General features: G+C 32.6%; 17 protein-coding genes. 15 read left to right on the forward strand and 2 right to left on the reverse strand.

What is annotated here, in order from left to right:
* Positions 1-171 precede the first annotated feature (171 nt).
* Entirely contained in the window at positions 172-645 is a 474-nt protein-coding gene (locus tag FEDK69T_RS15060; protein ID WP_023575053.1) for a hypothetical protein, read from the reverse strand.
* Between the two features lie 171 nt (positions 646-816).
* Complete coding sequence (locus FEDK69T_RS15065; RefSeq protein WP_023575054.1) at positions 817-1,614, reverse strand: zinc ribbon domain-containing protein; 798 nt, start codon at positions 1,612-1,614, stop codon at positions 817-819.
* 417 nt (positions 1,615-2,031) lie between these two features.
* On the opposite strand from FEDK69T_RS15065, the gene FEDK69T_RS15070 reads away from it, so the two are divergent.
* The 15 genes from FEDK69T_RS15070 to FEDK69T_RS15140 all read left to right on the forward strand — a co-directional run bounded on the left by FEDK69T_RS15070 (position 2,032) and on the right by FEDK69T_RS15140 (position 22,041).
* Entirely contained in the window at positions 2,032-3,249 is a 1,218-nt protein-coding gene (locus FEDK69T_RS15070; RefSeq protein ID WP_023575056.1) for a site-specific integrase, read from the forward strand.
* Positions 3,250-3,507: 258 nt separating this feature from the next.
* Positions 3,508-4,407, forward strand: coding sequence for a hypothetical protein (locus FEDK69T_RS15980; RefSeq protein ID WP_023575057.1), 900 nt, complete (start codon positions 3,508-3,510; stop codon positions 4,405-4,407).
* An 89-nt stretch (positions 4,408-4,496) separates the two neighbouring features.
* Positions 4,497-4,775, forward strand: a complete 279-nt coding sequence (locus FEDK69T_RS15080) for a helix-turn-helix domain-containing protein (protein ID WP_023575058.1) — start codon at positions 4,497-4,499, stop codon at positions 4,773-4,775.
* Between the two features lie 78 nt (positions 4,776-4,853).
* The gene (locus FEDK69T_RS15085; RefSeq protein ID WP_023575059.1) at positions 4,854-6,950 is read left to right on the forward strand and encodes a VapE domain-containing protein; all 2,097 of its coding nucleotides are present in this window, start codon (positions 4,854-4,856) and stop codon (positions 6,948-6,950) included.
* A 470-nt stretch (positions 6,951-7,420) separates the two neighbouring features.
* The gene (locus FEDK69T_RS15090; RefSeq protein ID WP_023575060.1) at positions 7,421-10,177 is read left to right on the forward strand and encodes a class I SAM-dependent DNA methyltransferase; all 2,757 of its coding nucleotides are present in this window, start codon (positions 7,421-7,423) and stop codon (positions 10,175-10,177) included.
* Positions 10,178-10,182: 5 nt separating this feature from the next.
* Positions 10,183-11,694 (forward strand): P-loop NTPase fold protein, encoded by a 1,512-nt coding sequence (locus FEDK69T_RS15095; protein ID WP_023575061.1) that lies wholly within the window; start codon positions 10,183-10,185, stop codon positions 11,692-11,694.
* A 54-nt stretch (positions 11,695-11,748) separates the two neighbouring features.
* On the forward strand, positions 11,749-12,798 hold the full coding sequence (locus FEDK69T_RS15100) for a hypothetical protein (protein ID WP_023575062.1): 1,050 nt from the start codon (positions 11,749-11,751) through the stop codon (positions 12,796-12,798).
* A 3-nt stretch (positions 12,799-12,801) separates the two neighbouring features.
* A complete protein-coding gene (locus FEDK69T_RS15105) occupies positions 12,802-13,263 on the forward strand; it encodes a type II toxin-antitoxin system death-on-curing family toxin (protein WP_023575063.1) in 462 nt (153 codons plus the stop codon).
* An 88-nt stretch (positions 13,264-13,351) separates the two neighbouring features.
* A complete protein-coding gene (locus FEDK69T_RS15110; RefSeq protein ID WP_035630931.1) occupies positions 13,352-15,286 on the forward strand; it encodes a DEAD/DEAH box helicase in 1,935 nt (644 codons plus the stop codon).
* A complete protein-coding gene (locus FEDK69T_RS15115) occupies positions 15,279-16,481 on the forward strand; it encodes a GIY-YIG nuclease family protein (protein WP_035630929.1) in 1,203 nt (400 codons plus the stop codon). The genes FEDK69T_RS15110 and FEDK69T_RS15115 overlap by 8 nt, the downstream gene beginning before the upstream one ends.
* A 191-nt stretch (positions 16,482-16,672) precedes the next feature.
* Entirely contained in the window at positions 16,673-16,972 is a 300-nt protein-coding gene (locus FEDK69T_RS15120; protein ID WP_244875463.1) for a hypothetical protein, read from the forward strand.
* 6 nt (positions 16,973-16,978) lie between these two features.
* On the forward strand, positions 16,979-17,161 hold the full coding sequence (locus tag FEDK69T_RS15125) for a hypothetical protein (RefSeq protein WP_035630927.1): 183 nt from the start codon (positions 16,979-16,981) through the stop codon (positions 17,159-17,161).
* Positions 17,151-19,580 carry an AAA family ATPase gene (locus FEDK69T_RS15130; RefSeq protein WP_023575066.1) on the forward strand — a complete coding sequence of 810 codons (2,430 nt, stop codon included), beginning with the start codon at positions 17,151-17,153 and terminating at the stop codon, positions 19,578-19,580. The genes FEDK69T_RS15125 and FEDK69T_RS15130 overlap by 11 nt, the downstream gene beginning before the upstream one ends.
* A gap of 23 nt (positions 19,581-19,603) precedes the next feature.
* Positions 19,604-21,007: a HEPN domain-containing protein gene (locus tag FEDK69T_RS15135; protein ID WP_023575067.1), complete on the forward strand. Its 1,404-nt coding sequence runs from the start codon at positions 19,604-19,606 to the stop codon at positions 21,005-21,007.
* Positions 21,007-22,041, forward strand: a complete 1,035-nt coding sequence (locus FEDK69T_RS15140) for a hypothetical protein (RefSeq protein WP_035630926.1) — start codon at positions 21,007-21,009, stop codon at positions 22,039-22,041. Before FEDK69T_RS15135 ends, FEDK69T_RS15140 begins: the two co-directional genes overlap by 1 nt.
* Positions 22,042-22,057: the final 16 nt, after the last annotated feature.

The raw sequence follows: 22,057 nt of genomic DNA on the forward strand, positions 1-22,057 counted from the left end.
AACGTCCCGCCGGCTTTGTGTCAGGCGAGGATTTTTTATTACTGATGCTTACAAATATACCGAAAAGTTATAAAGGAAAAAGCCCAAAAGAAATAAGAAAATGCAAACACCAAGCCTTTACCGATAAATCCTGAAACCTCGCTTGCACAAAACCGCTGTTAGCAGTAGTGCTTATTTTATTCCTAAATTTGCTTTGTCATTTACAATTATTCCTCTGGACTGTAAATCTTCTTTAAGTCTTTTCCAACTTTTGTCTTTTAAACTTTTTGAAGCAAATGATTTTGAATTATTATTAAAATTAACTTTCAAGCAAATACCTGAGCGAAATTCACTTTCAAATTCAATTTCTTTTATACTCTCTACGCTAAAAGATTTTTCTTTCCAAAACCAAATAGGATTTTTAATAATTAGGTGATTTTTACTCAAGACAAAGTAATTTAATTCGAAACTAAAAGCTAAAAAAAGAACTAAAGAGATCAAACACATAACGAAAAATAGAATAATTTTTTTTTCAAATCCAGATTCAGATTGTGGGAGAAAAAATACTGTGAGAGGTAGTGCTAAAGCAAAGTATAACTGAATTGCTTCTATATTCAGATAACTATTATCGTTATATATTTTTGGATTTTCTAAATTCTGAGTCATTCTAATTTGGATTTCGTCGATTCGCATTACTGCTAACGTCCCGCCAGCTTGCTGCAGGTGGGGGTTGTTTTCCCAAAAGTATCAATTTAAGATTAAGTTTACAAACACAAAACCAACATTAAATTTAGCCCTAAAGCCCCACTTGCTGCAAACTGCTGTTAGCAAACGTTTTTAATATATGTCTTTTTTCCAACGTTCTAAATTATTTAATCTTGCTTTTACAAGTCTTTTAGTTAACCAAGATTTTGATTCTAAATTTTCGTTTACCTGACTTAAAAAGTCCTCCTTAGTTAGGTTTGGACTTGTGAATTCTCCGTTATCATAGCAAAATTGACAAAATGCCAGGTTTTGTTCTCCGTTTTTATTTAAGCCATTTATTTTCATAGAGTTAAAGGATTTTCCACAGCTTTGACACCATTTGTATATTTTATCACTTTGCTTTACTTCAGTATTTACGTTTTCATCTGTCATCCAAACAAACAATCCGATTAAGAAAAATATAAAGCCTAGAAGAATTATTTTCGAAAATGCTTTTTGATTGTTTTCAGAATATTTTTTCTCCACTTTTAAATTTTCGTCAAGCATATCTGCTTTTTTATGATACAGTTTATTTTCAAATTGGGACTGTTCATATAAAATCCAAATTTTATTTATTGAATCACTTACTAAAACAGCATTTTTGTCGCCACTTAAAATTTGATTAAAGTGTGTAGTTGAATCCTTTGAGTAAATAGGATTTTTGACACCATACTTTATTGCCAGATCTTTGGATACACTTTTTAAATTATTGAGATGATTATCTATTTTCAATTCATTAATTGAAATAGAATCTCGCCATTGATTATACAAATCAATTTTTTCAAAGTATTTTTCATCGCTTTGTTCGGAACGATATACGCCAAAGACAATCAAAAGAATGCCTAAAAGAACCAAAAGTTTGGATATTTTATCAGGTATGTTTATACTCATAAAGTTTAAAAAAAATGTTTGCTAACGTCCCGCCGGCTTTGTGGCAGGTGGGGATTTTTATTACTGATGTTTACAAATATACCGAAAAGGTTGAAAGAAAAAGTTGAAAAATAGGAGAGAAGTGCAAACACTGACCTTTACCGATAAATCCTAAAACCCCACTTGCACAAAACCGCTGTTATCTCTACTTTTTAATAGCAAGTTCCAAAATGCGCTAAAAGTACTGTATTTATTGGCTTTGTAAAAAATGAAAGAACAAATTAGTGCAACAAAAAGCATTAAAATACTTGTTTTGTTGTACCTAATGTTGTACCTTAGTATCACGTTGCACTCGTTTGAATAGCTCGTATTTACAGTACTTTCACTCGTTTGCATTCCTTTGTAAATATAGTACAACATTTCAAATTCTTGTATTTTATGGCATCCATCAAATTAGTATTACGCACCAATCAGAAAGACCAAACCGGTCACAGTCCTTTGTACATCCGAGTTATAAAAGACAGAAAAGCGAAATTTATCACTACGGGAGTGAAGTTGAAAGAGAGTGAGTGGGATGAAGTAAAGCAGCGTGTAAAAAAGAACCATTCTAACAGCGCAAGGATGAACGCTAACCTTACACAAAAGATAGCCGATGCCGAAGCACAGGTAGCAGACATGGAACGCAAAGTAAAAACCGTTTCAAGTAAGAAGCTTAAAGAAGCTATTAAGGGAAAAGAAGTGCCAAACTTCTTTCAGTATGCCTACAAGCATTGTGAGAAAATTAGAGGTAATGTGTCGGTAGGAACGTATCGAAACTATTTAGTGTACCTGGAGAAGTTTGAAAAATGGGTAGGAAGTAAGGATGTGTTTTTTGATGATATCACTGTTTCCCTGCTTTTAAATTACATCGGATACATGAGTAACACTTTAAAGAACGGACAAACCACACAGCGTTATTCTGTAATGATTCTGGCTATTATGTTCAAAGAAGCTATCAAAGAAGATTTGATTCCGGAATATATGTATCCGTTCAGCAAATTGACATTGAAGAAAGACACCGCCAAGCGAATGTTCTTAAAGAAAGACCAAATCGAAAAACTTATCAATTCAGAAGTAAAAAAAGAATCCGCTGCTGAATTGGCAAAAAACATGTTTCTCTTTTCTATTTACGCAGGAGGTTTGCGTTTTGGGGATGTAGTCGAACTGCAATGGCATCATTTCAACGAAGAAGAAAGCCGTATTAAAAAACTCATTCGCAAAACAGACAGGGTTCACCAGTTTAAAATCGGTAAGGTTGCTCTGGATATCATTCAGAAATACAAAAAGAAAAACCTACAACCAAACGATTTCATTTTTCCAATAACCAAGAATGAAGCCCTCTATTTCAAAAACGAAGAGTACCGTCACGAACTGATTGAAAAAGCAAATAAAGCCTGTAATTTTCAACTAAACCGCATCGGTAAGAAGATGGAATTACCTTTCGCCTTAACGTTCCATTTAAGCCGCCACACCTTTGCTACTAATGCATTAAATAACGGAATGCGCATCGAGCACGTTTCTAAACTTATGGATCATCAGGATATCAGCACCACACAGATATATGCCAAAATCATCAGCGAAGAATTAGATAAAGCTGTTGATGAATTTATCTACTAAAATCTTAAAAAGTTGTGATACTAAAAATCCTAATGGCACGTTAATTGCAAAGTATTTTTTAAGTAGTTAAAATCTTACTTAAAAATTAGTAAAACATTATGAAATCCTTCGCAGAAGGATTTTTTTTAATTTTTATTTTCGCTGAGAACTTGCAAGCAAAGTACTGAAAGATGAAAGCGAAATTAAGTCGAAAGCTACTTGAAAATAGAGAATAAAATGTAAGCCACAATCAACACTCAAAAAGCATATCAGAATTTTATGGAACACAACTATCAAACCGCTTCATTTTTAGAGACGACTTCGGTGAATTCTACTACAACCCATACCTCAAATTTTGATATTATCCTTGACCAAAACAATACTTTGCAAAACTATTGCGATGCTTTAATGCGAAAAATATTTGAGCTTCCGCACACCGAGTACCCGGCTTTTATCAACTATCAAACCAATTTAGTCAAGGAACCTACGCTTTGGTTAAACCATTTTGAAGAGTTGATTTCCAACAACGAAGACCAATTTACTGGAAAGAAAAGTCTATGTCGTTATCATAAACTATTCAATCAAATTGAATTTAGACGTAAAGAGCTGCAATCTACGAGCGTAAAAGAGACTAAATCTAATACTCCAAAACGCTTAATCAATGCCGATTCCGAAGACCGTCATTTTTCCTTTTTTGAGGTAAAGAATCACATTGAAAAGCTCAATAGCTTTAACGAGAAGATCATCTATCTGAACGAAGAAATATTTGAGTACAAACAAGCCGACATTATTTCCATTAACAAAAAGCTACAGAAATACGACGAACAATGCTTGCAGCTCATTGAGAAATTGCAGACTCTTCGAAAAATGAAAGCCGATTTCGAGAAAGAACAATCCGAAAACATTCAGCCAAAGAATACCAATGCAAAACTTCAATTCAATGGAAATGTAAATCAATTGGTTGATGTATTTTACCAACTCAACCGTGAATTGTTTGTAGAAGGAAAATCTTTTCTTGACGGGAACACCGGAGATATTGCCTTATTGATTGTAAACAACTTCTTAGACAAGGAAGGGAATGAAATAAGTCCTGATACTGTTAAAACCATTCTCACACCTTCAAGAACAGACAAACGTCCAAAACCTCACAAACGAATAGACATCGACAAAATGCTATAAAACAAAAGAGTCCTACAAGACCTTTTCAGGACTTTAGGACTTTTTGCTACTTCACACATTTGCACCATAAACTTTTAAAATCTTAAAAAATGGATGCAATTATCTTAACAAAAGACCAGTACAACGAAATCCTAGCACGTTTAGAATCTATTTCGCACCAAATCAACACTAAGGCAGACCCAAAGAAAGAAACCTTCCTGGACAATCAGGAGTTTCTTTTATTGCTTAAAATTTCCAAACGCACCGCACAAACCTGGAGAGACGAAGGACGAATTTCCTTTAGCCAAGTAGGAAACAAAATCTACTACAAACTATCTGATGTAGAGAAGTTAATGGTGGAGCATTACAACAAAGCTTTCAAAAAGTAACAGTATGAAACAGTGTAACGGAACCTGTGAAACTTGCGACTGCAAGCCTAAAAACATTCAAAACTCTAATTCCAAACCATGATAACCATATTCAAAAACTTCAACGAGGTAGTGGAACACAAATCCATACCCGGCATCCTTCAGGAAATCAAAACCGGAAAATATAGACCCGGGATAACATACTTGCGAAAATCATTAGCCGAGAACAAACTCGAAGCTTACGAAAAAGCCAAGAAATCCTTGCCGGCTTTCACACCTTCCGGAAAGTTTGAAGGTGGTCGTAAAATGGAATTCCTAAAGGAATACTCCAATATCATCATTCTGGACATCGACAAATTAAGTGCCGAATCATTAAACAAAGCCAAACATGGTGCCAATCAAAGCGAATACACCTTGGCAAGTTTCATTAGTCCTTCCGGGAATGGTTTGAAAATTTTAGTCAAAACCGACAATGATAAAGCCAATCACAAAGAAACCTTTTTGCTGGTTCAGGCACATTATGAAAACCTTTTAAGTTTAGAAATCGACAAATCCGGCAAAGATGTTACCCGATTATGTTTCTATTCCTATGACGAGAATTTGTATCACAATCCCGATGCAAAAGTCTTTTCAAGTAAACCGGAACAACTACGTCAAACTGAGCTTGTTTCAGTTTCTCCACTGCAAACCGAAACTGCGACTACGACTAACTTTGAAGCTATCTACAACCACTGCATAAAATTCACCGAAAAAAAAGTGCAATTCGTGAATGGTAGCCGAAACGTATTCGTTCACCAACTCGCATGCAACTTAAACCGAAAGGCAGTGCCGTTGGAACTGGCTCTAAATTACATTCAAAATGACTTTGGTTACGACGAAAAAGAAGTAGCCCAAACCGTAAACAGTGCCTATGGAAATTTGCATGAATTTGGTAAAAGCGAAAAATCAGAATCGGTTAAGAAAGAAAAGAAAAAGGATAACTTTTCAATAACGGACACAACAGAAGACGATGACGACGACAAACCTCGACCAACCCAAATCGACAAACTTGAAACTTTCTTATCCTGTAAATACGTCTTCCGGCACAACATCGTTTCCGGTAAGTTAGAGTTCCAATATTTCGGAAAAAAGAAATGGAATGTAATGAACGATTTCATTGAAAACTCAATGCTTCGCGAATGTTTAAAAGGAAGAATAAAAACAAACCTTTCCTCACTCCGAAATTTGTTGTATTCCGATTTCTGTCCGTTGTACAATCCCTTCGAGGATTACTTCAACAATTTACCTGGATACGATGAAAAAGAAGACTATATCACACAATTAGCCGACACAATCAGTACAACAAAACAAGAACTTTGGCAGCAATGTTTTAAAAAATGGTTGGTGGCAATGGTAGGCTGTGTTTTGGATGAAAAAGTTATCAATCACACGGTAATTGTCTTCAGTGGGAAACAAGGACTTGGTAAAACAACATGGGTAGAAAAACTGATTCCAAAACCATTGAAAGAACATCTTTTTTCGGGAACCATAAACCCCAACAACAAAGATACCTTAGTACAGCTTTCAGAGTGCATGCTTATCAATTTGGACGAGTTAGAAAACCTAAACCGTTCCGAAATTGGCTCACTAAAAGAAATCATTACCAAAACTCAAATAAGAATGCGAAGAGCATACGGACACAACAACGAAACTATGCCAAGAAGAGCATCCTTTGCCGGAAGTGTAAACACTGCCCAGTTCCTTAACGATAGTACAGGAAGCAGACGTTTCCTTTGTTTTGAAGTGGAAAATATTCAATACCAACACGAAGTGGATATTAACCTGGTTTACGCACAGGCTCTGAAATTGTTCAAAGAAGGATTTCGTTTTTGGTTCGATCAGGAAGAAATCAAATCCATAACCGCTAACAACGAACAATACCAACTCCGAAGCCCTGAAGAAGAGTTGTTATTAACGTGGTTTGAGCCATGTGAAAAAGAGGCAGCCAACAATTACTTAAATGCTTCCCAAATCGCCGCAAAACTAGCTGACAGAGCAAAACTGAATATCAACGATGGGACAGTAAATAAATTGGGTAAAGCATTAAAAAAACATAACTTCCTCAGACTAAAAAAGAACGGGATATTTGTCTATGCTTTAATCGAAAACTCATACGAAGAAGTGGATATCCGGAACAAAGAAATGACAGAGGAGTAACTCTTCAAGAAAGTAGCTTTAAAACACATCATTTTGCATTCAATTCATAGGGTAAGGAGGGTAAGCAAAAAACGTTGAAACTTTTTTCGTTTTTTTCTAAAATTAAAAATCGGGCAACATAAGACTATTGCAATGCAAATCAGAACACAACTTGTTCCGGTTTGCATTGTTTTTAGCGGTTAAATCCGTTTTCGTTAAGCAAAAAATATTTCATTATGTTTCCTATGAAAATTGCTTACCCTGCTTACCCTTGTTAATAACTCTTTCTTTTGCACCTCGTTGCTTTTTTGTATAATTGTAAATAAAATCAAACTATTTTTCTGACAGAATTATTTTGCTGTAAGAGAGCTAGGAAGTCTTTAGAAAACAAGTATGTTTTTTCAAGATAAATAATAGTCAGAAGTTTAAAGAATAAAGTACTTATTGCAAGCCAGACACAAACGAAGTTTGTTGTAAAACAAAAAGAAAAAATGAACATTGCTCAAATAGAATCAAACCTTCAAAATGTAATAGCAAATTATACTCAGGAAACATTCATTTACGAATTGCTGTTAGCCTATGGTTTGCCTAAAGCTTCAATCACGAGATTACAAAAAGGGAATTTAAACCTTTCTAAAATGGTAGGCGAGGTGTCGTGGAAAGGGAAAGTATTTTTTAAACCTGTTTTCAATGAAGATTTACACCTCGCAATAACAAATGCAAAGGAGCAATTAAAGCAAGGGCAACGTTTTGTTATAGTAACAGATTTCATAACGCTCTTAGCCATTGATACCAAAATTAATGACAGTTTAGATATAGATTTCGATGCTTTACCAAAGCATTTTGATTTCTTCTTGCCTTGGGCGGGAATGGAAAAAGCATCACATAAAAAAGAGACCGAAGCTGATGTCAAAGCAGCTGAAAAAATGGCAAAGCTTTTTGACGAAATCAAAAAAGACAATCCGGACAACTCTCCAGAATTCATTCATGGATTGAATGTGTTTCTTTCGCGTTTATTGTTTTGCTTTTTTGCAGAGGATACCGAAATTTTTCCAAAGAACTTATTTACTCATTCAATACAGAATCATACTCAAACAGATGGGAGCGATTTAAGCGGGCATCTTGATAGGATATTCGAGGTTATGAATACTCCGGCAAAACAACGCAGAAACCTTCCGGCATACTTAGAAGTGTTTCCGTATGTTAACGGAGGCTTGTTTAGGGATATATATGAATCTCCGGTTTTCACACGCCGAAGTAGGCAAGCTGTAATTGACAGTGGGGACCAAAACTGGGCTTTTATTAATCCGGACATTTTTGGTTCGATGATACAAGCGGTAATCACTCCAGAGCACCGTGGTGGCTTAGGGATGCACTATACCAGTGTGCCTAACATCATGAAGGTAATTGAACCATTGTTCCTGAATGATTTATATCAAGAATTTGAAAGTGCAACATACGAACCACGAAAACTAAACAAGCTATTAGACAGAATCAGTAAAATAAAAATATTTGATCCGGCTTGTGGTAGCGGGAATTTCTTAATTATTGCCTACAAAGAACTTCGCTTACTCGAAATTAGAATATTAGAACAATTACAATCATTACAAAAAGCAGCTACGGGATTTGAACCATATCAGTTGGAGCTCATACCAAAAGCTCAGCTAACTTTAGCGGCTCAATACCAACCAACACTCTTTTCAAGGATTGAATTATCTCAGTTTTACGGTATAGAGTTAGACGATTTTGCACATGAAATTGCAATACTGTCTTTATGGTTGGCGCAGCACCAGATGAATCAAAAATTCAAAGAAGTCTTTGGTTCTGCAAACCCAACTTTGCCGTTACAGGCTGGGGGAAATATTGTACACGGGAATGCAACTAGAGTAGATTGGGAAACAGTATGTCCTAAAAGAGAAGGAGACGAAATTTATATTTTGGGAAATCCCCCTTATTTGGGAAGTAGTTTACAGAATGCCGAACAAAAGAAGGATATGGCATTAGTATTTAAGGGATTTAAAAATTATAAAAATTTAGATTACATAGCGGCTTGGTTTATAAAAGGAGGAAATTATATCCGAAACCATAGTGCGCAATTTGCTTTTGTTTCTACGAATTCGATTTGTCAGGGTGAACAAGTGGCTTTATTATGGCCACCAATTTTCGACAAAAATTTAGAAATAGGATTTGCATACACATCCTTTAAATGGGATAATAATGCAAAAGGAAAAGCAGCTGTATCGGTTGTTATTATTGGTATTAGAAATATTGAAAAAACTCAAAAATTTATATTTAATGGTAACACAAAATATGTAGTTAATAATATTAATGCATATTTGGCTAATGCTAAAAATATTATTATTGAAAAAAAACAAAAACAACTTTCTTCTTTACCAGCGATGACTTCTGGTATTAAAGCTGGTGATGGAGGAAATCTTATTTTAAACGAAGAAGAAAAAAATAATTTACTCAAAGAATATCCAGAATCAAAACCCTTAATAAAAGATTATATTGGGGCTGATGATTTTATGAATGGAAAAAAGAGATATTGTATTTGGGTTACAGATAAAAATAAGGACTTATCATATTCAATCCCGCCTCTTGTAAAAAGATTTGAAAAATGTAGAGAATTAAGAATTGCAAGTAAAAAAGCTGCAACTCGTAAAAAAGCTGCATTTCCACATCAATTTGATGAGACAACATTCATTGAAGCACACTCAATTATTATTCCTCAGACAGGTTCTGAAAAAAGAAATTATGTTCCTATTGGTTTCCTTGACTCAGGAACAATAATTTCAAATGCTGCAAGAGCAATATATAATGCGGAGCCTTATTTATTTAGTATTGTTTCATCTCGAATGCACATTGTTTGGGTAAAGGCTGTTGCAGGTAGATTAAAAACCGACATGCAATATTCAAATACATTATGTTACAACACATTCCCATTTCCTCCCATTTCCCAATTTCAAAAAGAAGAGTTAGAACAATGTGTATTTAGAATTTTGGAAGAACGAGAAAACCACTCCGAGAAAACTTTAGCACAATTATACGACCCGGAAAACATGCCTGAAGAATTACAGGAAGTTCATCGCTTAAACGATTTGGCTGTAGAGCGTTGTTACCGTAGCAAGCCGTTTGAAAGCGACAAAGAACGATTGGAATTCCTTTTTAAGTTGTATGAAAAAATGACAGTAGAGGAGAAAGAAAAAGAAGCTGTGCTTATTGATAAAAAATCCAAAAAAGCCTAAATCTAATGGAAGTAGCCGATAAAGTAATAAAAATTGAAACAGAACAACTTTTAAATGACTTTAAGCAGCATTTAGATTTTGGGAATAATAAAAGAATACTTTTTTCAGGACCATTCGGAACCGGAAAATCTACCTTTTTAAATGAGTTTTCCGAAAAGGAAAATGACGATTTTTTCTATCTTAAAATATTTCCGGTTAACTATTCCGTTTCAAATAACGAAGATGTTTTCGAGTTAATAAAATTCGATTTGCTGTTGCAGTTAATGGGGAATTATTACGAAGAAATAAACCTAAAGAAAGAGGATTTTACATTATTACTGAAAAGTCAGGTGTTCATCATGGAGCGCATGAAATTCATGCCTTTGTTGTATGCTATACTTGGTTTAAGCGAAAAATTAGGGACTCCTATTGTCGATTTTATAAAAGCTCTGAAGGAAACGGTTGGTGATTTTGAAACCTTCAGTAATGAGATGAAAGTTGATGAAGAGAACGACATTACTGCCTTTCTGCAATCTATAGAACAAAAAACGGGCAGCCACCACGAAATGGATGCGGTTTCAGAATTGATTTTAGATTTAATTGCAAGAATTAAAGCAGTCAAAGGCAATGTACAATCCGTTTTAATCATCGACGATTTAGACCGATTGGATCCGGAGCATATTTTCAGATTGTTCAATATTTTCAGTGCACATTACGACGAGATTAATGGAGAAAACAAATTTGGTTTTGATAAGGTTATCTTTGTTTGTGACATAGAAAACATTCGAAAAATATTTCATCATAAATATGGTCAAGGGGTAGATTTTTCAGGATACATCGACAAGTTTTATTCTATAAAACCTTTTGATTTTGATAACAGGAAGTACATTCAGGAAAAAGTTGTAGAGTTTATAAAGCTTATTCAGTTTGAAGATAAGTTATATCTGTTTAGGATGCCTGAGAATCAATTTTTTTTAAAGACACTAAAATCAATTTTAATTTCACTGATTGAAAGCAAACAGCTTAATTTAAGAGTGTTGATTAATCCAAATACAGTTACGATAGAAGAAAAGTATTTTAAAGGAGATGCAAAAAGTTCAATGCGTTCGGTTCTTAACACACCTGTTGTTGTATTGTTTTATGTGTTGAAAAATTTCTATGCTTCTTTTGAAATATTGCATGAGAGGATGAATAAATTAAATAGTTCTCTAAATAAAGAAACAATTACAACAGATCCTTCTTATTCTAATTTTAATATGTCTGAAGATTGTACCAAAGGTATAGTGTCTTTTTGTTTGCCATTTATTTTGAGTAATGAAGGATTATATACTGAAGGAGAGGGGAAAAAAGCATGTGTCTCTGCAAAATATAACTGCACAATTCATTATAATGATTTTCCATATTCTGATTATAATTTTCACAATTTTCAGAAGGCGACAAGAAAGGATGTAAATGGTGAAGTAGAATTGCATCTAAATCCTTTTCAAATTCTGCTCGACACTTTTGAAATTTGTAAAAAGAATGGTTTGCTAAAATAAATTTTAAAGAGCGTATTAATTCAATTAAATGATTAAGGCTCAAAAAGGAAAAAAATGAAAGATTTAACCAATTCACATATAGACCGTAAAAATGTATTGAATAACAATGCGGCTGTCAAAGAAATATATGACCAATTAGGGTTTACGGGGATATTTTTTGAGAATAAATACCGATATACACTTAATCAAGTTGCAAAATTTTATGAAGTTGATGTTCGTACTATTAAACGATTATTAGAAGATAACGGTGAAGAGCTAAAAACCTCTGGTTATGAGTTGTTTACAGGAGCAAAATTAAAACTGTTCAAAGAAGTTGTATCGCAACAGAGGGACATTGATGTCCCTCTGTTGATACAAGATGATGAAAATGAGGTTGTTGGAGTAAAATCAAACAAAATAAGTGTTTTTAATTTTAAAGCATTATTAAATATTGGTATGCTACTCCAAACTTCCGAAAAAGCCAAAGAAGTCAGGGCATTTATGCTAAATGTTGTGATAGATGTATTAAACAAAAAATTGGGTGGTTCTACCAAGTTTATTAATCAAAGGGAAGAAGAATTCGTTCCGGCTGCCATAAGGGAAATTAGCTATCGTAAAGAATTCACTAATGCAATAGACTTATATATAACAAACAACAAGTTTAAATACGGACAATTAACCGATAAGATTTACAAAAGTATTTTCAAGGAAAATGCGAAAGAGTATCGTAAAGTTCTGGATTTAAAATCAAAGGAAAGTGTCAGAGCCACGATGTATTCCGAAGTGTTGGATTTAATATCCAGTTATGAAAATGGTTTTGCCGAATTTCTGAAAGATCAATTTGAACAAAATCAAAGACAATTTACGTTGTCAGAAGCGCACGAAATCTTTTCAAACTTCGAAAAGCTAACCAATAAAATTTATGAACCGTTAAGGGAAAAAGCCAGAAGTCTAATGGCGAGTAGGGATATGGCATTTAGGGATGCACTACACGAAAAGCTTAAGGATTATGTAAGTACGGTAAGTCCTGAAGATTTTGATAAATTTTTAGGAGAGAAAAGCCAGGCTTTAGAAGAAAGATTGAAAGAAAATATAGATGTGTTCAAAAGATTAAAAGACCGTTAGTGCATGGACTACATTTATATAGACACCGCACACGCCATTAAAGAACAGGATTTTATCATTGAAAACAGTGGTGGCAGGAAAGGAATAATAAACATTGGTTTAGTGGATAGCGTTTTAGAGCACATGCAAAATGATTTGTATTATCCTGAATTTGAAGACAAAGCTTGTCATTTATTCTATTCGATAAATAAAAACCATGCCTTTGAAGACGGAAATAAAAGAACCTCTATTGTTTTGACTGCATATTTTCTTGAAGTAAATGGTTTTGATTTCAAAGTAGGTCATTTTATTCGGGAAATGGAAAACATCGCAGTTCATGTGGCAGACAACCGTATAGATAAAGAGTTGTTGCTTGAAATTATTGCGTCAATCCTATACGAAAATGATTATGATGAAGAATTACAATTGAAAATAGTTAATGCAATAGCAATACAAGAGAACGATCAGGAAGAAAATGAGTTTTAAAAAAAAATAAAACGAGAAATAAAATCTACAAATCCAGTAATATCAAGGGTTTGTTTATTTCTTTCAATAATTATTTAAAAAATAAAATATGCCGGATATAGTAAATGTTAGTTACCACCAAACGGGGGATAGTACCAAAGTCAATACTATGGGGATGCGTGAAATGCAAACACGAGCCTTTGAATCTCGTGATGCGCAATATCTTTTATTAAAAGCACCTCCGGCATCAGGAAAATCTCGTGCCTTAATGTTTTTGGCTTTAGATAAGTTGGTAAACCAAGGCGTTAAAAAAGTCATAGTAGCGGTTCCGGAACGTTCTATTGGTAGTTCGTTTTCAAAAACAGATTTGAAGAAAGATGGTTTTTTTGCCAACTGGGAACCAAATGATGTTTACAATTTATGTACACCAGGAGACGAAGGAAGTAGCAGTAAAGTTAAAGCCTTCCATAAATTTTTGGATAGCGATGAAAAAATATTAATCTGTACACATGCCACTTTACGCTTTGCTTGTGAAGAGTTGGACGAAGCAAAATTCAACAATACATTACTTGCAATCGATGAATTTCATCACGTTTCCGCCGATATTAATAACCGATTAGGTGAAAGGTTGAAAACAATAATGGGTAAATCAACGGCTCACATCATTGCAATGACGGGTTCTTATTTCAGAGGAGACAGTGTACCTATTTTAACACCTCAAGACGAAGCAAAATTCACCAAAGTAACCTATAACTATTACGAGCAGTTAAATGGGTATAATTTTCTGAAATCATTGGGAATAGGGTACCATTTCTACACAGGAAAATATACTTCGGCAATATTGGATATTCTGGATACAGATAAGAAAACGATAGTACATATTCCAAATGTAAATTCTGGAGAATCTACAAAACAAAAGCATGATGAAGTTGGTTTTATTATAGATGCAATTGGCGATATTGTTAAACAAGATTCCGATACCGGAGTTATTCACGTAAAAAGGCACACAGACGGAAAAGTTTTAAAAGTGGCTGATTTAGTCGAAGACAATCCAAGAGAGCGTGATAAAATAGTAAACTATTTGCGTAATGTTAAATCTGTAGACGATATGGATTTGATTATTGCGTTAGGTATGGCAAAAGAAGGCTTCGATTGGCCTTATTGTGAACATGCTTTAACCGTAGGGTATCGAGGCTCGTTAACCGAAATCATTCAAATTATTGGGCGTTGTACTCGTGATAGCAATAACAAATCACATGCACAATTCACCAATCTTATTGCAAGTCCGGATGCTTTACAAGATGATGTAAAAGTGGCTACCAACAATATGCTGAAAGCCATTACAGCATCGTTGTTAATGGAGCAGGTTTTGGCACCTAATTTCAAATTTAAAACAAGAGTCGACAATGACGATGAAGAGGCGAAACCGGGGGAAATTAAAATAAGAGGTTTTAAGGAACCAAGTTCAAAAAGGGTTAAGGATATTCTCGAATCCGATTTGAATGACTTAAAAGCCAATATCCTGCAAGATGATGTCATGATAAAAGCAATGCCGGGGAATATTGATGCCGAAGTAATTAATAAAGTACTAATTCCAAAAATCATAAGGGTTAAGTATCCGGAATTATCCGAGGAAGAAATCGAAGAGATCCGTCAGCATGTCGTGGTAGATTCTGTGATTAAAAACGGTGGAATAAAAGAAGTTGGGGATAAACGATTTATTACTATGGCTGATAAATTTGTCAACATCGATGATATTCATATTGATTTGATTGATAAGGTTAACCCATTTCAAAAAGCATTCGAAATCCTTTCAAAAGATGTAACAACAAAAGTGTTGAAAGTAATTCAGGACACTATTGAAGCTACCCGAATAAAAATGGATTTTGAAGAAGCCAAAATTTTGTGGCCCAAAATTGTAGAGTTCAGAAGAATGTATGATAAAGAACCAAGTTTAAATGCTAACGATCCACTAGAAAGAAGAATGGCAGAATGTGTTATTTATCTCAAAGAAGAAAAAAGAAAACGATTAGCTAATGGATAAGGATAAAGTTCTGGACGATATTTTTAACAATGATGAGTTTGATATTCTAAATGTCAAACCAAAAGTGGCTAATGGCAAAAATGAAGACGAGAGATTATTGGCTTCATTTGCGGAAATTAATGCCTTCTATTTAAAACACAATAGAGAACCACAGCCCAATCCGAGTAATATATCAGAATTTCAGCTCTATTCAAGATTAAAAAAGATTAGAGAAAATCCGGAAAAGATAGAGTCGTTGCAGAAGGAAGATGTACATGGTTTATTAAACTTTGAAAAAAAAGAAATCAATTCGTTGGAAGATATTTTTAGCGATGATAGTTTCGATTTATTAGAAGACGATACGGATTTGTTTGATTTTAAACATACGCCGAAAGACCAAGAAAGAACTGCAACCGATTTTGTGGCAAGAAGAAAAGCATGTAAAGACTTCGATAAATATGAAAAGTTGTTTAGAGAAGTTCAAAAGGATTTGGCAGAAGGAAAAAGAAAACTGGTTGATTTTAAACAAGGCAATCTCCGTGAAAACACGTATTATGTTCATAATGGGGTTTTGTTTTTGTTAGAGGAAATAAAAATTTCTAAAAAAGAACATTACAGAGAAGATGGAACAAGAGTACGGGAAGACGGGCGCACCAGATGCATCTTCGAAAACGGCACAGAATCCAATATGCTAAAAAGGTCCGTTGAGAAAATCTTATATGCTAATGGACAAGTGGTTACTGAGAACATAAGCAAAGTAAACGAAAAGTTTATTGAGAATTTCAGTAACATCACAGATGAAGACGAAGAAGCCGGTTATATTTATGTGTTGCAATCCAAAAGCAAAGACGAAAGAATTCAAGCAATTGAAAACTTATTCAAGATTGGATATTCAAAAGTAGAAGTAGAAGAAAGGATTAAAAATGCAGAAAAAGAGCCAACGTATTTAATGGCACCGGTAAAAATAATAACCGCTTGGAAATGCTATAATATGAATCCTCAAAAGTTGGAGCAATTGCTTCATAATTTCTTTGGAAAAGCCTGTCTAAATATCGATGTTTTCGATGCAAATAATAAAAGGTACACCCCCAGAGAATGGTTTGTGGCACCTATCGAAATCATTGAACAAGCTATTGAATTGATTATTAGCGGAGAGGTGGTTAATTTTTCTTATGATGAAGAAAATAAGGTGATTAGCACAAAGTTAAAACAATAATATTTTTTAGATTATAAAACAAATGTGTTTGAAGAATGAGTAATGAAGTTAAAATATACTTTGATAGCCCAAAATCATTTCAACCCGATAACATAAAACCATTAAACGGGATTGCGGGATTGTATTTTATTTTCAGTCAGTCAATTGATATTCAATACCCTTTTGAGAAATCAAAACTATTATATATCGGGATGAGTGAAAAAAAAACCAATAGTATTGCAAGTAGATTATCTGGACATTTTGACGGGAAATCTAAAAATGTAGGATTAACTAATTATAGAAAAGTGGAACCGCTTTTATTTACTTATATCAATTTTGAAATGCTTCAAAATATTTGGCATTTTCGAATTGAAGATTTGGAAAGTTATTTTTTATTAAATTTTGTAGAGCATTTCGGCGTGTATCCAATTTGCAATAACAAGACGGGTTTCGAAATTAGAAACAACATATTATCAACAAATTTTAAAATTGATTGGGATTATTTTAAATAAAATATTATGGAAAACAAAGTGAAATCGGGTAAAGAGATATTGGATGATTTTTTTGAAAATATTGAAAATATCCCAGACGTAGATAAAGATATTGCAAAAATGTTAGCAAACTTGTATCGTCAAAACAAGTTAACTGATACCAATGTGAAAAACGAAATTTCTAATTTACCAAAGAAAGATGTCAATTAAAATAAACAACCTGAAAATTAAAGGTATTAGAGGAGCAATAGATACTTTAGAATTGCCTTTAAACGGAAAATCAATTTTACTCTATGGTGATAATGGTACTGGAAAAAGTAGTATTTCAGATGCTATAGAATGGTTTTACACTAATAAAATCAAACATTTATCAACTCCCGAAATTGATACAAATGATGCCATTAGAAATGCAAAACTTTTGGAAGTAGAAACCTCAGAAGTAAGTATATCATATACAAATTCAACTTTAGATTCTGTAAAAACATTATCATTTAAAAATGGTAAATTAGTTCAAAAAGGTTCAAATACAAGTGAAGAATTCAAAAAATATCTTGACGATTCAGAAAAAGAAAATCTAATTTCTCGCTATCAATTCATTAGAAATTTTGTTGATAGTACTAAAGGTGAAAAATTAAAACACCTCTCTGATATTATTGGATTTGAACAAGTTACTAAAATAAAAGCTGTTTTACAAAAATCGGTTTCTAATGCAAAGGGATTGTTAAAAGCTCAAAATTTTGAATCACAAATAAATAGCCAAAAGCAGATTTTAATTGATAAGTTGGGTGCATCAATTACCCAAGAGAAAAATTTATTTGATACAATTAATGAGAAAATTAAAAAATTAAATACTGGTATTGAAGTAACATCATTTGAAGATATTAATCGTTTACTTGTTTATTTAAATAAAGATGTAAATGCAGATCAACAATTTGAATTAAAGTTTCTTGAAGATTCAAGGAATGCTTTGATGCTTTTAAATAGTGAAGTTAAATTATTAGACGAAGAGTACTCAAAGTATTATTCCGAGTTTGATATCATTGCAAATGATGTTGAAGCTATAAAACAAACTTTTTTTGAAGATTTACTTAAAGCAGGAACAAAAATTTTATCTAATAAATATCTCAAAGAAGATAATTGTCCTTTGTGTTTGCAAACAAAAAATTCGGATGAATTGCTTTCCGAAATTAAAAACAGATTAGCAGAAATTGAAGAATCTTCAAAGAAAAAAGAAAAGTTCAAAATATCATTAGATAGTGTAAAGGGAATTGCTGTCGAAAGAATTAAAAGATTGGATGTTTTATTGAATAATAGTCAAATAGATAAAGAAGAAAATAAAGTTGTCAAAGACGGCTTGAATGCTATTAAAACTAAAATTCAAAGTTATAAGAACACCGCTGATATTAAAGTTACTTCAGGGGAAAAATTACCTGTTTTAGACATACTCAAATTTGTAGAGGAGGATTTCGAATTTTTAAAAGTAATAAATGACAGAATTTTTAAAATTCAAGAAGCTCAAAAAGGAGAATCAACTACAGTTTTATTTTCCAATATCACAGCCTCAAAAGATGCCTTTTTGAATATTAAAAAGTATGAATCACACAAGATAATTTTAGAAAATCAGCAAAAATCATTTGAGCTGATTTATGAAGAATTTGAAAAAAAGCAAAAACAAGGCCTTGATAACTTTATTAATTCTTTCTCTGTAAAAATTAATGAATATTATCAGTTTATGAATCCTGATGAACCTTTTCAGGATATTGAAATTATTACAAAAGGTGAGGCTGATGAATTAGATGGTCTTACTATCAAATATAAGTATAATGATAAATGGGAAATTAATCCATTAAAGCATTTTAGCGAATCACATTTGAACTGTCTAGGATTATCGTTTTTTTTAGCATCTGTTGATGCTTTTAATAATGAAAATGATTTTATTATACTAGATGATGTAATTTCTAGTTTTGATTCAAATCATAGGAGGAGGTTTGCCGATTTACTTTTCGATAAGTTTTCGAAGCATCAAATTATATTGTTGACACACGAAAAAGAATGGTTTGATAATATTATTAGCCCTAAAGCAAAAAATAAAGGATGGATAGTTAATGAAATTAAGTGGACAGAAACTAAAGGAACACATCTTAAAGAAAAACCAAGTGATTTAAAAGAATCAATTTTATATCAATTAGCCGAGGGAAATACCGAAAATATTGGTAATCCAATGCGAAAATATTTAGAGCATTTTTTAAAAGACATTGCCCTGAATCTTGAGGCTAAATTGAGTTTCAAATATAATGATTCTAATGAGCACAGAATGCCTTATGAGCTACTTATGTCGATTAGGTCTGAAATTAAAAAATCAAGTACAGAATTAAAAAGTCATTACCCGCTATTGGATAGAATTGAAAGTTCTGCTTTATTTGGGAATGCACTTTCTCATGATAATCCTATAAAGGCAAGTTCTGGAGATATTAATTCTTTTTGGGCTGATATTGTAGAATTAGAAAAATTATTTATTTGTCAAGAAGCAAATTGTAAGCGTCCAAAAGTTAGCTTGCTAAATTATGATACCGTAGCTCAAAAAATTCGCTGTGGTTGTGATACTACAAAATATGATTGGAAAAGATAAATAACCAATAACTATTCAATATTATGCAATCCTATTTCGGACATATTTACATCCCAAAGTGCCAAAAAATAAAATTAGAATCAGAATCGGTAGACAACTTTGCTGAAGAAGAATATGAACTTATTGAAGGGGTTCGTCTTTTTATGGAAGGTGACGAGTTTTGGATAGAGGCAGCTATCGAAATGTATGGTGTAGAACAGTACAATTTGATAAAGGGCGCTTTTACTGGCTTAGGATATGTTACATTATTGGAATGTAATGTAATAGGTTTGGGAAATGGTGTAGGGGGTAATGAAACTAAAATAAGTTGCAAATATGTTTTAACAGGTATTCAAATTGACAACGAAGAGCATTTGAATTTCACACAACTTTCAGTTACAATGCCTTCTTTAAGAGGTTGGTTTGATAAAACAATCTTCAAGCAAGTAAATATTTTTGATGATACAATTTCATTGGTTAAACATGATTCTATTCCGTTAGCGAGTTTTGATAACTTTAGCTTAGAAGCTTTTTTCTCTATCAGCCAAAGTCTAAATAGAGAATCGGGGCTAAAAGTCAATGATGCTGTGACATTAAAAATTAAAGCAACAAAGGATAGATTATCTCTTTGGGAGTTTATCGATATCTACAAAAAGTTCAAAAAATTTTTAGCGTTCATAGGTATATTTGACAAAGACTGTGATTATTTCATATTCTTAGACGAGGAGGTGAAATATGAAAAAAGGGATGATTTAGTTCCAATGAAGTTTTTTAGGGAGCAATACAATTTCAAAAACAATGGGGTTGATGCAATTAAAAAAGTGAAATATGATTTCATTGAAAAAGATATAGAAACTGTTTTAACTAAATGGTACAATCTAAATGATTTGTCAGACAGTATTGATTTGGTTTTGGAAAAATACCTACAAGCAAAGCTAAGTTTAGAAAGTTTCTTCTTAAATAGCTGCTTTGCAATCGAAATATACCACAGAAGATTTAAAAAGAACGAAAGATATCCAAAGGCTGAATTCAGAAGAATAAAAAAGGAAATTCTCTCGAATATTAAAGACGAAGAAGCAAATAAATTCTTTGAAGAAAAATTAGCGCATGCAAATGAACCATCATTTAGAGAGCGTTTGGAAAGCTTGAATGAAGACTTTCAGATGGTGTTACCGCTAACAATGGATACCAATAGCCTAATAAAAGGAATTGTAAATACTCGTAATCACATTGTTCATAGAAGTTCAAGCAAAGGGATTATTTCAGGATTGGAACTCTATTACGCTTCATTTTATTTAGAGGCACTTACAAAACTTTGTGTGTTTAAAGAGCTTGGATTCAGTCAATGGCATATACTTACAATATTTTCGAATTCAAGAGATCAAATTGAAAGTATGTATCACTTTAATAAAAGATTACAAACTGGAATTAAAAAAGAAAAAGCTTGATGTTTGATTTACTAAAAATATCGGTAGAAGAGCCGGCAAAACTTAGGAAGTTTATTTTTTTTACACTTAAATTCATTTTGAGTGCCATAATAACTTCAAAGATGTATTCATTTATTTTTGGTGAATATGAACTAATAGATTTTACGGTACCTCAATTTTGGAATGATTTCTTTCTGTTTGTAATAAGTGGTGAAATAATTAAAGTTTTCTTTTTATACCAAGTCACAAAGTTTGTTGTTTTTGATTTTGTTGGTGGCATACTGGATATGATTTTTGAGTATGTTTCAAAAAAGATTTATAATGTTTTTTATAATAATAACGATGATGAATTTTTAAAAATAATCTTAAAAATGTTAGGTGTCATTATTACGAATAAACAAACCCAAAAAAATGAGGCAGGAAGTAATTTTGATGAGTTTTATGACCTATTTCATTCATACCCTGAAAGTGAAACTAAAGCAGAGATAAAATCAATCAAAAGGTCTTTAATGAATGAAACACTGCATTCATATTTTACTTTCATTATCATCTATTTTTTTATTTTGGATATTGGAAAATCGGATTGGTTTACTGGTATATTAATCTTAGGATTTTTATTTAATATTCTTGGTTACATATTTGTGTATATTTTAATTGAATATTTTAATAAAAATGTGAGCGATATTCAGAATGCTTTGCAAGTAATGAATGCTGACAAAAAAGTAAAGTCTTTTTTAAACGATTATCATATTTCATTTACCGAACCCATGGGAGCTCTTGATAATAAATTATCCAAACTTTTTATTTTAAGGGGTAAAGAATGTGCTTTAGATATACATCCTAGAAAAACATTGGTCACAGATGAAAATATTCAAAGAGGTATTCGACAAGCAATAAAACATAACCGTGAGAAACTTATTTTAATTTCTGATAAACAGCTAACCAACGATGCCAAAAAGGTAATAGATGGCAATGCTTTTGAAGTCCAGTTTATTCACTTTAAAGATTATGATACTTTAAATAACAAATTAGAAAAATTGTTTTTCGGAAAATAATTAAAAGTTTTAATGA

Source organism: Flavobacterium enshiense DK69 (assembly GCF_000498495.1).
GTDB lineage: Bacteria > Bacteroidota > Bacteroidia > Flavobacteriales > Flavobacteriaceae > Flavobacterium > Flavobacterium enshiense.

Bases quoted from the DNA above. Each gene is read 5' to 3' on its own strand.
- FEDK69T_RS15060 (WP_023575053.1), bottom strand. From the start codon at position 645: ATGACTCAGAATTTAGAAAATCCAAAAATATATAACGATAATAGTTAT.
- FEDK69T_RS15065 (WP_023575054.1), bottom strand. From the start codon at position 1,614: ATGAGTATAAACATACCTGATAAAATATCCAAACTTTTGGTTCTTTTA.
- FEDK69T_RS15070 (WP_023575056.1), top strand. From the start codon at position 2,032: ATGGCATCCATCAAATTAGTATTACGCACCAATCAGAAAGACCAAACC.
- FEDK69T_RS15980 (WP_023575057.1), top strand. From the start codon at position 3,508: ATGGAACACAACTATCAAACCGCTTCATTTTTAGAGACGACTTCGGTG.
- FEDK69T_RS15080 (WP_023575058.1), top strand. From the start codon at position 4,497: ATGGATGCAATTATCTTAACAAAAGACCAGTACAACGAAATCCTAGCA.
- FEDK69T_RS15085 (WP_023575059.1), top strand. From the start codon at position 4,854: ATGATAACCATATTCAAAAACTTCAACGAGGTAGTGGAACACAAATCC.
- FEDK69T_RS15090 (WP_023575060.1), top strand. From the start codon at position 7,421: ATGAACATTGCTCAAATAGAATCAAACCTTCAAAATGTAATAGCAAAT.
- FEDK69T_RS15095 (WP_023575061.1), top strand. From the start codon at position 10,183: ATGGAAGTAGCCGATAAAGTAATAAAAATTGAAACAGAACAACTTTTA.
- FEDK69T_RS15100 (WP_023575062.1), top strand. From the start codon at position 11,749: ATGAAAGATTTAACCAATTCACATATAGACCGTAAAAATGTATTGAAT.
- FEDK69T_RS15105 (WP_023575063.1), top strand. From the start codon at position 12,802: ATGGACTACATTTATATAGACACCGCACACGCCATTAAAGAACAGGAT.
- FEDK69T_RS15110 (WP_035630931.1), top strand. From the start codon at position 13,352: ATGCCGGATATAGTAAATGTTAGTTACCACCAAACGGGGGATAGTACC.
- FEDK69T_RS15115 (WP_035630929.1), top strand. From the start codon at position 15,279: ATGGATAAGGATAAAGTTCTGGACGATATTTTTAACAATGATGAGTTT.
- FEDK69T_RS15120 (WP_244875463.1), top strand. From the start codon at position 16,673: ATGAGTGAAAAAAAAACCAATAGTATTGCAAGTAGATTATCTGGACAT.
- FEDK69T_RS15125 (WP_035630927.1), top strand. From the start codon at position 16,979: ATGGAAAACAAAGTGAAATCGGGTAAAGAGATATTGGATGATTTTTTT.
- FEDK69T_RS15130 (WP_023575066.1), top strand. From the start codon at position 17,151: ATGTCAATTAAAATAAACAACCTGAAAATTAAAGGTATTAGAGGAGCA.
- FEDK69T_RS15135 (WP_023575067.1), top strand. From the start codon at position 19,604: ATGCAATCCTATTTCGGACATATTTACATCCCAAAGTGCCAAAAAATA.
- FEDK69T_RS15140 (WP_035630926.1), top strand. From the start codon at position 21,007: ATGTTTGATTTACTAAAAATATCGGTAGAAGAGCCGGCAAAACTTAGG.